Origin of the sequence: Azospirillum brasilense, assembly GCF_003349955.1 — a bacterium.
In the GTDB taxonomy this organism is placed as follows: domain Bacteria; phylum Pseudomonadota; class Alphaproteobacteria; order Azospirillales; family Azospirillaceae; genus Azospirillum; species Azospirillum brasilense_B.
Map to the genome: position 1 here is coordinate 16588 of NZ_QLKQ01000077.1, position 14830 is coordinate 31417.

Here is a 14830-nt window from a genome sequence, read left to right on the forward strand (position 1 = left end):
CGGTTGCGTTGTGACGGGCGAGGTCGGGCCGGCACCCTAGCACGCCCGCGCTGGTGCCGCGATGACCGCTTCGTTAGACTGTTCAATGCCCGTAGAACGAGCAAGCAGAACGAGCAAGCCGAAGCTGAAGGAGACCGCCGTGACGCAAGCGCCCGACAACACTGATGGCCGGACCACGGACGGCCAGGACACCGTCCGGGAGGTGCGCGAGGTCGTCGCCCTGTTCAAGACCCGCGAGGCGTTCGACAAGGCCGTGGCCGCCCTTCTCGACGCCGGCTTCGACCGCGACGACCTGTCGGTTCTGGCCAGCCACACTTCGCTGGAGGCCGCCGACCGGCGCCCGCCGGCCCCGACGGACGAGGCCCTGACCGGCTTGGTGGGTGAGCTGAAATACGCCTTCCCCCTGACCACCGCCGGGCTTCTCGCCATCGTCGGCGGACCGATCGCCGCGCCGCTGGCGGCCATCGTCGCCGCCGGGCTGGGCGGCGTCGCCATCAAGGATTACCTGGACGAGCTGACCAGCCACCCCGACACCGACGAGTTCGGCCGCGCGCTGGAGGCCGGCGGCGTCATCCTGTGGGTGCGGACCGCCGAGGTGGAGGACGAGGTCGAGGCCGCCGAAATCCTGGAAGGCAACGGCGGCGCCAACATCCACCTGGCGGTGCGCGAGGAGTAGGCGGAGAGGGAAACCCCGCTCGTCAGGCGGCGCGGGCGCGCCACTCGCCTCCGCCGCCGACCACCGTCAGCCCGCGCAGGCGGAACTGCGCCCGCACCACGGCGGCCCAGCCCTTGCGGATCTGGGTGATCTTGACGGCGTCGGGCGCCTTGGCGTCGGTGGCGGTGCCGCAGATCTCGAACAGAAGCGCGTCGCCGATGGAGCCGGGGCACAGCGCCAGGGCGTGCACCAGCCAGGCCATCAGCTCGGCCGGGGTGTGGCGCGGCAGGCCACGCTCCGCCAGGGTCAGGGCGTTTCCGAGGTTCGCCAGCTCCCGCCGTGCCGTACCGGGGTTCGGGATCATCAAGGGCCTCCCTCGCGCGTGTCTCACCGGGGACTCCTTATCTCGTTGGAACGGAGCGTGTCAGTGACGGCCATCACAGCATTGCCGTCACTGACACGTTCCGAATGGGATCATGCAGGAAACAGACGGCAGCCTCTTTTGGTGTGCCGCGTGCGAATTATCCTCTTTCCCGTTATAGTCGGGACGCCGCACGGTTCGTCGCACCCCTCGCAGTCCTGGGAAGGCTCACGTTTTGCCGATGCTCTCCACCCGCGCCGCCTCCGCCGACGCGCCCAACGCCAACAACGGTGGCGCCAAGGATGCCGGCACCGCCAACATCCCCAACAAGCGCGCGATCCTGTCCCGGCGGAAGCTGGCGGAGGACCTGGAGACGCTGGTGGCGGAGCATGGGACCGGCGACAAGCTGCGCCCCGCCCTGATCGCCCGGCTGCGCGCCGCGCTGAACGACGGGCGGGCCGAGGTGCGCGCCCGCTTCGAGGCCAAGGGGTCGGGCGAGGACTGCGTGCGGCAGAACTGCTACCTCGCCGACGGGGTGGTGCGTTCGCTGGCCGATCTGACGGTCACCCACATCTTCCCTTCGCCCAACCCGACCTCCGGCGAGGTGTTCGACATCGTCGCCACCGGCGGCTACGGCCGGGGCGAGCTGGCGCCCTTCTCCGACATCGACCTGCTGTTCCTGCTGCCCTACAAGCGCACCCCGCGGGTGGAGCAAGTGGTCGAGTACATGCTCTACATCCTGTGGGACCTCGGGCTGAAGGTCGGCCACGCGGTGCGCAGCGTCGACGACTGCATCCGCCAGTCCAAGGCCGACGTCACCATCCGCACCGCCATCCTGGAATCCCGCTACCTCTGGGGTCCGCGCAAGCTGTTCACCGAGCTGCGCCGCCGCTTCGACCGCGAGGTGGTGGCCGGCACCGGGCCGGAGTTCGTCGAGGCCAAGCTGGCCGAGCGCGACAACCGCCACCTGAAGCTGGGCGACAGCCGCTATGTGCTGGAACCCAACCTGAAGGACGGCAAGGGCGGCCTGCGCGACCTGCAGACCCTGTTCTGGATCGCCAAGTACCTGTACCGGGTCGAGGACGTCGACGATCTGGTCGGCAAGAAGGTGCTGCTGCCGGAGGAGGCGCAGCGCTTCGCCAAGGCGCAGAACTTCCTGTGGACCGCGCGCTGCCACCTGCACTACCTGACCGGGCGCATGGAGGACCGGCTGACCTTCGACGTGCAGACGTCGATCGGCAACCGCATGGGCTACACCGACCACGCCGGGACCAAGGGCGTGGAGCGCTTCATGAAGCACTATTTCCTGGTCGCCAAGGATGTGGGCGACCTGACCCGCATCTTCTGCGCGGCGCTGGAGGCGGAATCGAAGCGCCCGCCCAAGTTCAACATCCTGCGGCTGGCGGCGCTGGCCCGCCGCAAGGACGTGGACGGCTTCGTGGTGGACGGCGAGCGGCTGAACGTCCGCAGCGACCGCCAGTTCAAGGACGAACCGCTGGACATGATCCGGCTGTTCCACACCGCCCAACAGAACGACATCGACATCCACCCCAACGCGCTGCGCGCCATCACGCGCTCGCTGTCGGTGGTCGGGCCGAAGCTGCGCGCCGACCTGGAGGCCAACCGGCTGTTCCTGGAGATCCTGACCGGCCGCAAGGACCCGGAGATCACGCTGCGCCGCATGAACGAGGCCGGGGTGCTGGCCCGCTTCATCCCCGACTTCGGCCGGGTGGTCGCGCAGATGCAGTACGACATGTACCATGTCTACACGGTGGACGAGCACACGCTGTTCGCTCTCGGCATCCTGCACAAGATCGAGATGGGCGAGCTGGCCGACGAGCTGCCGCTGTCGTCGGAGGTGATCCACAAGGTGGTGTCGCGGCGCGCGCTCTACGTCGCCGTGCTGCTGCACGACATCGCCAAGGGCCGCGGCGGCGACCATTCCATCCTCGGCGCGCGGGTGGCGGAGAAGCTGTGCCCGCGCCTCGGCCTGACGGCGGAGGAGACGGAGACGGTCGCCTGGCTGGTGCGCTGGCACCTCGCCATGTCCTACACCGCCTTCAAGCGCGACCTGGAGGACGACAAGACGGTGCGCGACTTCGTCTCGCTCGTCCAGTCGCCGGAGCGGCTGCGCCTGCTGCTGGTGCTGACGGTGGCGGACATCCGGGCGGTCGGGCCGCAGCGCTGGAACAATTGGAAGGCCACGCTGCTGCGCGAGCTGTACAACCGCTCGGAGGAGGTGATGTCCGGCGGCCTGTCGGTCGAAGGGCGCGGGCGCCGCATCCAGGCCGCCCAGGCGGCGCTGCGGGCCGAGCTGACCGATTTCGACGACGCCGATTTCGACCGGCATCTCGCGCTCGGCTATCCCGCCTACTGGCTGGCCTTCGACGCGGAGACGCTGGGCCGGCAGGCGCGGCTGGTCCGCGAGGCGCTGCGCGACGAACGGCCGCTGACCGTCAACACGCGCATCGACCGCGGCCGGGCGATCACCGAGGTGACGATCTTCGCCACCGACCATCACGGCCTGTTCTCCCGCCTCGCCGGGGCGCTGGCGGCGGCGGGGGCGGACATCGTCGACGCCCGCATCTTCACCATGACCAACGGCATGGCGCTGGACGTCTTCACCGTGCAGGACGCGGCGGGCGGCGGCGCCTTCGAGAGCGGCGACAAGCTCGCCAAGCTGTCGGTGATGATCGAGAAGGTGCTGTCCGGCCAGTTGAAGCCGCTGCACGACCTGACCAAGCGCAAGGCCCCGCACGCCAGCCGCACCCGCGTCTTCCACGTGCCGCCGCGCGTGCTGATCGACAACAACGCCTCGACCACCCACACGGTGATCGAGGTCAACGGGCGCGACCGCCCCGGCCTGCTCTACGACCTGACCCGCGCGCTGACCAACCTGACCCTGCAGATCTCCTCGGCGAAGATCTCCACCTATGGCGAGAAGGCCATCGACGTCTTCTATGTGAAGGACGTCTTTGGCCTGAAGGTCACCCACGAGAGCAAGCTGGCCCAGATCCGCGAGCGGCTGCTGCACGCGCTCGCCGATCCGTCCGCATAAAGGCCGGGCCTCAGGACAGCCGGTCTTCCGCCCAGCCGTCCAGCGCCTTGGCGGCCAGACCGGCCAGCACGCCGGTCGCCATGCCGGCGGCGTAGTCGGACGCCCAGTGCCGCTCGGTGGCGAGGCTCGACCAGCCCACCGCCGCGGCGAAGCCCAGGCTGACCATGGTTTCCGGGGACAGGCCGCGGTTCAGCCCGACCGCCGTGGTCAGCGCCGACACGTTGATGGCGTGGCCGGAGGGGAAGGAGGCGTGCTTGCCGTCCGCCTTGCCCCAACGGTTGGGGTCGCGGCCCTCGTTCGGGCGGGCGCGGCAGACGACCCGCTTGATCCCCTTGCCGGCCACCGTTCCCAGCGCGATGGCGAGCAGCCCCTGCCGGGCGAGGCGCGACCAGCCCGGCTTCTCCAGGCCCAGCCCGGCCGCCCACAGCGCGCCCAGCGCCGGCATCAGCACCATGCGCGAGCTGGGCACCTGGAGCCCGTCGCGCAGGGCCGGCGCCTCCGCGCCCAGGGCGACGGCCTTGCGGCGGGCGGTTCCGTCCAGCCCGTTAACGCCGTCCAGAACGCGGTCCGTGAAATCCTCGTCGCTCATCTCGCGGATCTCCCAAAGCACGCCCCCATCACCGGAGGCCAAGCGTAAACAGCCGCGCTGGCGTTTCGTGCCCGCACGGTCCCGCAAGGCAGGGGTGCCCGGCATGAGGGATGACGCCTTGGCAATCGCCGACCATGCCGCTTCCCCCCCTCTTGCCGAGGAGAGGGAGGAGTCGGCGATTGCCAAACCGGCCCGCCGTGGCGCCTTGGCAATCGCCGACCATCCGGCGGTTCCAGCCAGACATCGCCAAGACCACCCTATGAATTCCCGAGTCGCGACTCGCCCGTCCCGCCCCGCCTTGGCAATCGCCGACCAATGCCCGAGTCGCTTTAAGTCTGGGCCGAGTCTCCGATGATTCCCACAAGGTCCCTTGGCGAACGCCGACGAGTCTTCTGGCAATCGCCGACGCACCCCCGAGTCGTCCCCAGGCAATCGCCGACCTAGCAAATAGACTCCAGCAATTAGGTCTCAATTAGCCTCGTCGGCGATCGCCAAATGGACTCTCCCGGCGGTGCATGGTCGACTGCAGGCAGAATGGACGGGGGGACCTATGGGCGACGTGCACCAACTCATCATGACGCATGGCCGGCGCGAGGCGCGGAACCTCGTGGACCCGAAGCGGGCCAGCGTCGTCGATGTCGCGGCGGCCGTGCTGGAGGACGAGTCCAACGCGCTGGGCATCACCTATTCCGGTTTCTGTCTGACCAGCCTGCCCCACCGGAAGCTGGCCCCGGACGCCGAATGGCGCCGCGACCAGGGCCGCGTCACCCTGCTGGTCGAGCCGGGCAAGGAGCGCAAGCGCGACGGCAGCCTGATGCCGGTCGGCGTCCCCTATGGCGCCAAGGCGCGGCTGATCCTGCTCTATCTCCAGACCCGCGCCATCCAGGACAACAGCCGCGAGATCGAGCTTGGCCGCTCGATGAACGACTGGCTCGACCGCATGGGCGTGTCGGCGGGCGGCTCCACCTACAAGGCGGTGCAGGAGCAGGCGACCCGCATCAACCTGTGCCGCCTGACCTTCTTCTGGGACAAGGACGGGGCCGAGGGCTTCGCCAAGGAGAACATCGTCAACGGCGGCATCCGTCTGCGCGACGACGACGGCCAGGGCACGCTGTGGCGCGAGACGGTGCAATTGTCGGAAACCTTCTTCGCCGCGCTGAAGCGCTCCCCCGTCCCGATCTGGGAGCCGGCGATCCGCCACATCGGCGGCTGTTCCATGGCGATCGACGTCTATGTCTGGCTGGCCTACCGGCTGCACGTGCTGCGCGATCCGATTCCGGTGACCTGGAAGGCGCTCTTCACCCAGTTCGGCGGCGGCTACAAGGAGCTGAAGCACTTCAAGCCGGAGTTCCGCGTGGCGCTGGACCTCGCGCTGGCCGTCTACGAGGCCGCGAGAGTGGAGTTCTCCGACACCGGGGTGCTGCTCTACCCGTCGCCGCCGCCGATTCCGGAGCGCAAGATCCTCCCCGCCGCGCGCGGGTAAGGCGGCGGCGGGTCAATCGGCGGCAGGGCAATCGACGGCGGGGCAGTCGGCGATTGCCAACCCGCCCGGCTCCGGAATCGGAGTCGGCGATTGCCAGAATCCCGGCGGCCAACATAAGCACCACGAGGCGCCGCCTACCCCGCCTTGAAACCCTGCACGGTGCCGCCTTCCCGCGTGTAGACCTGCATCGGCCGGCAGGTATCGTCCATCTTGACGATGAGAACGCCGGCCTTATCCCGTGGATAGAGCCACATCTCGTACTGCGACACCCGCGCGCTCGGCCCCGTGCGCGCCTCGCTGTAGATCGCGGTCCGGAACTGCCCCACCGGAATCCCTTCCCCGGCGAGGACCGAGGCGGCAGGGCGGTTGCACGGCCCGGTCACCATGGCGTTCAGCGCCTCCACCGCTCCGGGTGCCGGCTCCGCGGTGGGCGGCGGCCCCAGCGAGGCGCAGGCGCCGAGCCCGAGAAGGCCGGCGCACAGGATGATCCCGGCGGTGCTGCGAGTGCGCGAAAGGCGTCCGGCGTGGCGATGCATCGCGGCCTCCCTGCCCAATGGCGGAATTGGTTGGCGGTGGACGGTGTGCGGTTACCTCTGCGCAAACACGGCGGCGGGGAAAAAGGTTCGCGCCGGCCTTTGGCAATCGCCGACCCCCTGGAGAATCGGGCTGGCTGGCCGGAGAATCGGCCGGACAGAGAAAAGGCGGGGCACGGCGGCCCCGCCTTCCTTCTTTTCCGAATCGGCCGGCTTTTCCGAATCGGCCGGATGGACTCAGTCCACCTGGACCTTCTCGCCGTTCTTCCAGGCCCAGAACACATAGCCCGGCTGCTTCAGGTCGCCCTTGTCGTCGAAGGACAGCGACCCGACCACCGTGTCGAAGGACGGGCCGGCGCGCAGCGCCTTCGCCACCGCGTCGGGCTTGGCGCTGTTGGCCTTCTGCACGGCTTCCGCGTAGGTCTGCACCGCGGCGTAGGCGAACAGCGTGAAGCCGTCGGTGCGGATGTTCTTGGCCTGCAGGGCCTCGACCACCGGCTTGGCGGCGGGGTTGCGCTGCGGGTCGGGCGAGAAGGTGAACAGCGTGCCTTCCGCCGTGTCGCCGGCGATGTTCCAGTAGGACTGCGGCTGGATGCCGTCGGCGCCGATGATCTGCGGGCGGAACTGCTGGTCCGCCGCCTGACGGGCGATCAGGCCCAGCTCCTGGTCGTAGCCGCCGTAATAGAGCACGTCCACGCCGTCCGACTTCAGCCGGGTGATGAGCGCGGAATAGTCCTTTTCGCCGGCGGTGATGCTGGTGAAGGCGGCCTCGGTGATGCCGGCGGCGTTCAGGCGGCGCTTCACATCGTCGGCGAGGCCCTGGCCGTAGGCCTGCTTGTCGTGGACGATGGCGACCTTCTTGCCCTTGTAACGGTCGGCGATCAGCTTGGCCGCCACCTCGCCCTGCTGGTCGTCACGGCCGCAGACGCGGAAGACGTTCTTCAGGCCGCGGTCGGTGAGCTGCGGGCTGGTCGCGGTGGGGGAGATCATCACGATCCCCTCCTCGCCGTAGACGTTGGAGGCGGCGATCGAGGCGCCGGAGCAGACATGGCCGATCACCGCGGCGACGTTCTGGCTGACCAGCTTGTTGGCGGCGGCCACCGCCTGCTTGGCGTCGCAGGCGTCGTCGGCGATGGTCAGGACCAGCTTCTGGCCGAGCAGCCCGCCCTTGGCGTTGATGTCGGCCACGGCGGCCTCGACGCCCGCACGGGTCTGCTCGCCATAGGCGGCGGCGGCGCCGGTCATCGGGCCGGCCAGCGCGATGGTGATGTCGGCCTGGGCGGCCCCGGCCCACAGGCCGGCCCCCAGGGCGACGGCGGCGGCGGTCACAGCCAGCTTCGCACGGATCATGGGTGGATTCCTCTCTCCGGGAACAGGTTCTTTTTATCGAACGCTTTCGGGTCGGAGACCGCGGGTGCTGCCTCCGAAACAGGCAGACAAGCAAAGGGACGGGTCCGGCGCAATGGGCAAACGGGCACAGGCTGCCGCACGCCCGGCGCATGACACCGTTTTTCAGGATGGTGAAGAGCCGGTTCAGTCGACCAGTTCACGCGGCGCCGCGCCGGACGGCGCCGGTGGAGCCAGCGCGGTTGGGGCCAGGGCCTGGGCGATGGCCCGGCGCAGGTCGTCGGCCAGGACGGGCTTGTGCAGGATGCTGAACTTGCCGGCCTCGGCCTCGGCCAGTCGTTCCGGGGCGGTGTCGCCGGTCACCAGGATGCCGGGGATCGGCCGCTTCGAGCGCCGCCGCACCTCGCGGATGGTCTCGGTGCCGGTGTGCCCCTCGCCCAGCCGGTAATCGGCGACGATCACGTCGGGATCGGGGTGGCGGCGCAGCGCCTCCACCGCCTCGCCGAAGCTGGCGGCGGGAAACACCTCGTGCCCCCACTGCCGGATCATCGCGCACAGCCCCTCGCGCACGATGGGGTCGTCCTCGACCACCAGCACGCGGGCGCCGGCCCTCATGCGGGCGGTGACGGGGAAGTCCCCCGGCTGGGTTTCGGCCAGGGCGGGGGCGTCGGCGAGCGGCACCTCCACCCGGAAGACCGACCCCCGCCCCGGTTCGGAGCGCAGGCTGACCGGGTGGTCGAGCATGCCGGCCAGCCGGCGCACCACGGCGAGCCCGAGGCCCAGCCCCTGGTCGCGGTCGCGGCTGGCGTTCCCGACCTGCACGAACTCCTGGAAAATGTCCTCCTGCCGGTCGGTGGGAATGCCGATTCCGGTGTCCCACACCTCGATCCGCAGCGCCGCGCCGCGCCGCCGGCAGCCGACCAGGATGCGCCCACGGTTGGTGTAGCGCAGCGCGTTCTCGACAAGGTTCTGCAGGATGCGGCCGAGCAGCATCGGATCGCTGTCCACATGGGCGCCGCAGGGCATGATGTGCAGCAGCAGCCCCTTGCGCACCGCCACCGGGCGGCTGTTGGCGGCGATGCGGTCCAGCAGTTCGGTCACCGGAAAGACCGCGCGCTTCGGCTCGACCGCCCCGGCCTCCAGCCGCGACACGTCCAGCAGCCCGTCCAGCAGCAGCTTCAGAGCGCCCAGCGCGCGGTCCATCGTCGTCAGGATCTTGCGCATGGCGGGGTCGGTGGCGCGGGCGGACAGCGCCTCCATCAGCAGCATCAGCGACTGCACGGGCTGGCGCAGGTCGTGGCTGGCCGCCGCCAGGAACTTCGACTTGCCGATGTTGGCGCGGTCGGCCTCCCGCCGCGCCTCGGCCAGCGCGGCCTGGGCCGTTTTGTGCTCGGTGATGTCGCGGACGGTGGCGATCACGCTGACCAGCCTCCCCCCGGCGCCGCGCACCGGCGAGGCGCGCAGCTCCAGCCAGACCTCCGACGCACCGGTACCCGCAGCGCCGCCCAAACTGAAACCTGGGCGCCGGAATTCCGCGCTCATGTCCCCGGCGTCCCCGGCGCCGTCGCACAGCGGGCCCAGCCCCGCCTCGTCCCCTATCAGGCCGGCCAGCACCTCCCGCGCGGCACGCCCGTCGGCGGCGCCCGGACCGATCCCCATCAGCCGGGAAAAGGCTGGGTTGGTGTAGACCACCGGCACGCCCGGCCGGGTGGCGTCGGCGATCAGGATGCCGTCGCCGCTCCATTCCATCGCCCGGTTGCGGATGCGCAGCGCCCGGTCGCCGTGGCGGCGGCGCTGAAGCTCCACGAGGAAGGCGGTGGTGAACAGCAGGATCACCGCGGTGGTGGCGGCGGCCCAGATGATGGAATAGAAGCGGTTCTGCCGCCACGCGCCGAACACCGTCTCCACCGACTCGCCGACCACCGTCATCAGCGGGTAGTCGGCGGAGGCGCGGAAGGCGTAGATGCGCTCGACCCCGTCCACCGGGCTGACGACGCGGTGGTGCCGGACGGTTCCGCTGCCGGCCTCCGGCCACAGGCCGGAACCGCGGAAGCTGCGCCCGAACACCTGATCCTGAAGGGCCTGACGGGCCAGCAGCGGGCCGTCCGCGCGGGCGATGGCGACCGAGCTGTCGCGCGGCAGGTCCAGCCGCCCGTAGAAGCGGGAGAAGATCTCCGCCGGAACGTCGATCACGGCGACGCCGCGGAACGTCCCGTCCGCCCCCTCCAGCCGGCGCGACACCGGGATGAACACGTCCGACGCGCCCGGGCTGACGAAGGGCAGGCCGATGACGAAACCCTTCTGGTTCCCCTTCCGGTGGGCGCCGGACTTGTGCCGGGCGAACTCCTCCCACTCCAGCACCGGGTTGCGGGTGGTGGTCCGCCCCAAGCCCATGGACAGCCAGCTGTTCGCGTCGTAAATCCGGATGGAGGCGGCCAGCCCTTCCTCGAACGACCGCCGGGTGGGAATCAGGAGCGGAATGTCCTTCTCGACATGGGAGGCCACGTCGATCAGAAGATCGTCCAGCCGGCGGAAGGTGGCGATGGCCTGTTCCTCGACCAGTTGCGCCATCGCCGCCGTGTGCTGGCGGGTGGTCTGGTCGAGGAAGCGCTCCTCGCGGTCGATGCGGGTCAGCAGCGTCCACCACAGCGCCGCGATGGCGACGGCGACGGCGACGGCGGGAAGAACGAGACGGGCCTCCAGCCCCCGCGGAAAAGCGATCCATCGTCGCACTGCCGACCTCAAACACTGCCCAGCACGCATTATGCGCCAGCCGACTTCCCTCTTCAATGGACAACCCGGCGACCAATGATACAAAAAGTAGAGAATAATCAAACTTTTGCGGGTTGTTTGGCACCGCTGCCGCGGGGACTGCCGGCGAACCGGGCGGCCGGCGGATGAGCTTTGCCCGCGCCATCGCCACCGTCGGCAGCCTGACGCTGCTCAGCCGGCTGGCCGGCTTCGCCCGCGACATCCTGACCGCGGCGGTGCTCGGCGCCGGGCCGGTGGCCGACGCCTTCTTCGTGGCGCTGAAGCTGCCGAATTTCTTCCGCCGCCTGTTCGCGGAGGGGGCCTTCAGCGTCGCCTTCGTCCCGCTGTTCGCGGCGGAGCTGCAGCGCAACGGCCGCGCCGCCGCGGTGGCCTTCGCCGAGCAGGCGCTGGCGATCCTGCTGTGCGTGCTGCTGCCCTTCACGGCGCTGGCCATCCTGGGAATGCCCGCGCTGATGCACGTCCTGGCGCCGGGCTTCGTGGACGAGCCGGCGAAGTTCGCGCTGGCCGTGGACATGGCGCGGCTGACCTTCCCCTATCTGACGCTGATTTCCCTGGTGGCGCTGCTGGGCGGCGTGCTGAACGCGCTGGACCGCTTCGGCCCCTTCGCCGCCGCCCCCATCGCCTTCAACCTGACGCTGATCGCCGCCTTGCTGACCGCGCCGCGGCTGGGGCTGGAGCCGGGGCGGGCGATGGCCGCGGCGGTGACCCTGTCGGGCGTGGTGCAGCTGGTCTGGATGGGCTGGGCCTGCCGGGCGGCGGGGGTGACGCTGCGCCTGACCGCGCCGCGGCCGACCGAGGGGATGCGCCGCCTGTTCCGGCTGGTCGGGCCGGGGGCCATCGGCGCCGGGGTCATGCAGATCAACCTGTTCCTGAACGTCGTCCTGGCCTCGCTGCTGCCGTCGGGCGCGGTGTCCTTCCTCTATTACGCCGACCGGCTGAACCAGATGCCGCTGGGCGTCATCGGAATCGCCATCGGCACAGCCCTGCTGCCCGTGCTCGCCCGCCACGCCGCGGCGGGGGACGAGCGGATGGTCCGCCACTATCTCAGCCGCGCCCTGGAGTTCAGCCTGCTGCTCGGCCTGCCGGCGGCGGTGGCGCTGGGGGTGGCCGGGGCGCCCATCGTCTCGGTGCTGTTCGAGCGCGGCGCCTTCGGCGCGGCGGAGGCGCAGGCGACGGCCTGGGCGCTGGCCGCCTACGCCATCGGCATTCCCGCCCATGTCATCGTCAAGGCACTGAACGCCGCCTTCTTCGCCCGCCAGGACACGGCGACCCCGGTGCGCGTCGCCGTGGTGGTGACGGTGGCCAACCTGGCGCTGGGCGTCGCGCTGATGCCGGTTCTGGGCCATGTCGGGATCGCGCTGGCGACCGGGCTGACCGCTTGGGCAAACCTCGCCCTGCTGGCCCATGCGCTGCATCGCCGCGGATTCCTGCAGTTGGACCGGCGCTTCCTCGGCCGCGCGCCGCGCATCGCCGCGGCGGCGCTGGGCATGGGGGCGGCGCTGCTGGCCGGCGCGTCGCTACTGGCGCCGGGGCTGGAGGCGGCGTCCACCCTGGTCCGCTTCGGGGCGCTGGCCCTGCTGGTCGGCGGCGGCGTGGCGGTCTTCGGGGCGCTGGCGCAGCTGACCGGGGCCACCGATCTGGCCGACCTGAAGGGCTTCCTGCGCAAGGACACTCCGGAATTGGAGCCGCCCGTGTCTTGACCCCGCCCGGTTCCGGCGCGATAACAGCCGCCTTCCAGAAGTTTCGAGCGAGAGTCCTCCCGTGAACCGCATCTTCTCCGGCATGCAGCCGACCCGGCAGCTTCACCTCGGCAACTATCTGGGGGCGCTGCGCAACTGGGTCGAGCTGCAGAACAGCTACGAGTGCATCTTCTGCGTCGTCGACCTGCACGCGCTGACCATCGACCAGGACGCGGAGGTCCTGCGCAACAACATCCGCGAGGTCACCGCGGCCTACATCGCCGCCGGCATCGACCCGGAGAAGAACATCCTCTTCAACCAGTCCTTCGTCCCGGCCCATTCGGAGCTGGCCTGGATCCTCTCCTGCCACACGCCGCTCGGCTGGCTGAACCGCATGACGCAGTTCAAGGAGAAGGCCGGCAAGCAGAAGGACATGGCGAACCTCGGCCTCTACTCCTACCCGGTGCTGATGGCCGCCGACATCCTGCTCTACAAGGCCACCCACGTCCCGGTGGGCGAGGACCAGAAGCAGCATCTGGAGCTGGCCCGCGACATCGCCGGCGCCTTCAACCGCCGCTACGACACCGAGTTCTTCCCGCTGCCCGAGCCGCAGATCCTGGGCGAGGCGACGCGCGTGATGTCGCTGCGCGACGGCACCAAGAAGATGAGCAAGTCGGACGAGTCCGAATATTCGCGCATCAACATGACCGACGACGCCGACACCATCGCCACGAAGGTCCGCAAGGCCAAGACCGATCCGGAGCCGCTGCCGGACAATCTGGCCGACCTGGAGAAGCGTCCGGAGGCCGACAACCTCGTGACCATCTACGCCGCCCTGTCCGGCCAGACTCGCGAGCAGACGGTGCAGCAGTTCGCCGGCGCCCAGTTCTCCGGCTTCAAGGCGGCGCTGGTCGACCTGTCGGTCGCCAAGCTGGCCCCGATGACCACCCGCATGAAGGAGCTGCTGGACGACAAGGCGGAGATCGACCGCCTGCTGCGCCGCGGCGGCGAGCGCGCGGCGGCCATCGCCGAGACGAACCTGAACGGCGTGAAGGACATCATCGGCCTTCTGCATCCCTGAGCCAAAGTGATCGGGTTCAGCCCCTTAGCCCTCTCCCCTCCGCTCACGCGCAAACGAAGTTTGCGCTGACGCGACAGGCGGACCTTCGGTCCGCCGAAAGCGGGGAGAGGGTGGCCCGAAGGGCCGGTGAGGGGGTTGCGCTTTTGCCGGACCTACCGACATGCGCATCCCTCTCACCCTAACCCTCTCCCCAGAGGGGAGAGGGGATTTGGAACGCGATAGTTTTGGTCCCTGCCCCACCGACCGAAAGGCGTCCGCCGTGACGGCTCCCATCCTGCTCACCGGGTTCCAGCCCTTCGGGGATCACGCCGTCAACCCGACGGCGCTCCTCATGGAGCGGCTGGCCGGCGAGCCGGGGATCGTCACGGCGGTCCTGCCGGTCGAATACGACGCCTGCGGCGCGGCCTTCGCCGCGCTGCTGGAGGAGCACCGCCCCGCCGCCGCCCTGTGCTTCGGGCTGGCCGCCGGGTCCGAATACATCAAGATCGAGCGGCTGGCCTGGAACCGCGACGAGAGCGAGCAGGCCGACAACGCCGGGATGGTGCGCACCGACGACGCCATCGAGCCGGACGGGCCGACCGCCTACGGCTCCACCCTGCCCGTCCCCACGCTGGTCCGCGAGCTGGCCATCGCCGGCCTGCCGGTGACCTTCAGCGACCACGCCGGCGGCTTCGTCTGCAACCACCTGTTCTACCGCGCCCGCCACGCGATCGAGACGGCGGACCTCGACGTTCCCATGGGCTTCGTCCACCTGCCGCCGCTGCCGGAGCAGGTCGCCGACCAGCCGGGCCGCTCCGGCCTGACGCTGGACCAGCAGGAACGGGCGCTGCGCGTGCTGGTCGGATTGCTGCGCCAGGGGCTGGGGATCGCGGCCTGATTGAAAAGCTGCGGATTTTTCACGAACTTGCGGATCGCCCAGCCCAAGGGCGTGTTCGATCCGCAGACGCAGCCCAAGTAACTCAGGCTTAGCTTTCAAATTCTGGCGGGCATATCGGATAGGCGTTTTTAAAACGCCGCCCGTGCACTATGTGATTGACAGTTCCAACGTTCAACTTCGTTTGTATTGCTGCTTCAGTCTGTGTCTCACCTTTAATTTTGACAAGCCACAGGACATGACAAGCTTTTCTGAAGTTGGCGAAACGCGGGCCGAATGTACGCATACAAGTGCTCCTGTTCATGAGAAGAGAACACTTGGCCCTTGAAAAAGGCGAGCGCGTGCGTTAGCAGGCCGCGGAAAAAGGCTATGCCCGGCCTGCCGGTCGTGATTCTCTC

At 69.5% G+C, this 14830-nt stretch carries 11 protein-coding genes; 6 read left to right on the plus strand and 5 right to left on the minus strand.

The genetic code is table 11. The features are described from left to right. Positions 1-139: 139 nt before the first annotated feature. Positions 140-676, plus strand: a complete 537-nt coding sequence (locus tag DXK32_RS26010; protein ID WP_114861157.1) for a hypothetical protein — start codon at positions 140-142, stop codon at positions 674-676. 22 nt (positions 677-698) lie between these two features. On the opposite strand, the gene DXK32_RS26015 is transcribed toward DXK32_RS26010, so the two are convergent. Continuing rightward, positions 699-1019: a hypothetical protein gene (locus DXK32_RS26015; RefSeq protein ID WP_114861158.1), complete on the minus strand. Its 321-nt coding sequence runs from the start codon at positions 1017-1019 to the stop codon at positions 699-701. 238 nt (positions 1020-1257) lie between these two features. Here DXK32_RS26015 and DXK32_RS26020 point away from each other — a divergent pair, with 238 nt between their 5' ends. Then, positions 1258-4074: a [protein-PII] uridylyltransferase gene (locus DXK32_RS26020; protein ID WP_247877352.1), complete on the plus strand. Its 2817-nt coding sequence runs from the start codon at positions 1258-1260 to the stop codon at positions 4072-4074. 10 nt (positions 4075-4084) lie between these two features. Here DXK32_RS26020 and DXK32_RS26025 read toward each other — a convergent pair whose 3' ends face one another. Then, a complete protein-coding gene (locus DXK32_RS26025; RefSeq protein WP_162801352.1) occupies positions 4085-4663 on the minus strand; it encodes a phosphatase PAP2 family protein in 579 nt (192 codons plus the stop codon). Between the two features lie 550 nt (positions 4664-5213). Between DXK32_RS26025 and DXK32_RS26030 the strand changes: the two genes are divergently transcribed. Beyond that, positions 5214-6146 (plus strand): replication protein RepA, encoded by a 933-nt coding sequence (locus DXK32_RS26030; RefSeq protein WP_014238998.1) that lies wholly within the window; start codon positions 5214-5216, stop codon positions 6144-6146. Positions 6147-6280: 134 nt separating this feature from the next. Here DXK32_RS26030 and DXK32_RS26035 read toward each other — a convergent pair whose 3' ends face one another. From DXK32_RS26035 to DXK32_RS26045, 3 genes are all read right to left on the minus strand, one after another. Further along, positions 6281-6682: a hypothetical protein gene (locus DXK32_RS26035; protein ID WP_114861161.1), complete on the minus strand. Its 402-nt coding sequence runs from the start codon at positions 6680-6682 to the stop codon at positions 6281-6283. A 234-nt stretch (positions 6683-6916) separates the two neighbouring features. Continuing rightward, entirely contained in the window at positions 6917-8029 is a 1113-nt protein-coding gene (locus DXK32_RS26040) for an ABC transporter substrate-binding protein (protein WP_114861162.1), read from the minus strand. Between the two features lie 183 nt (positions 8030-8212). After that, positions 8213-10759 (minus strand): ATP-binding protein, encoded by a 2547-nt coding sequence (locus tag DXK32_RS26045; RefSeq protein WP_247877351.1) that lies wholly within the window; start codon positions 10757-10759, stop codon positions 8213-8215. A 164-nt stretch (positions 10760-10923) separates the two neighbouring features. Here DXK32_RS26045 and murJ point away from each other — a divergent pair, with 164 nt between their 5' ends. The 3 genes from murJ to DXK32_RS26060 all read left to right on the plus strand — a co-directional run bounded on the left by murJ (position 10924) and on the right by DXK32_RS26060 (position 14435). After that, positions 10924-12498 carry a murein biosynthesis integral membrane protein MurJ gene (gene murJ, locus DXK32_RS26050; protein WP_114861163.1) on the plus strand — a complete coding sequence of 525 codons (1575 nt, stop codon included), beginning with the start codon at positions 10924-10926 and terminating at the stop codon, positions 12496-12498. Between the two features lie 61 nt (positions 12499-12559). Further along, complete coding sequence (trpS, locus tag DXK32_RS26055) at positions 12560-13558, plus strand: tryptophan--tRNA ligase (RefSeq protein WP_114861164.1); 999 nt, start codon at positions 12560-12562, stop codon at positions 13556-13558. A 259-nt stretch (positions 13559-13817) separates the two neighbouring features. Then, a complete protein-coding gene (locus DXK32_RS26060; RefSeq protein WP_114861165.1) occupies positions 13818-14435 on the plus strand; it encodes a pyrrolidone-carboxylate peptidase in 618 nt (205 codons plus the stop codon). Positions 14436-14830 lie beyond the last annotated feature (395 nt).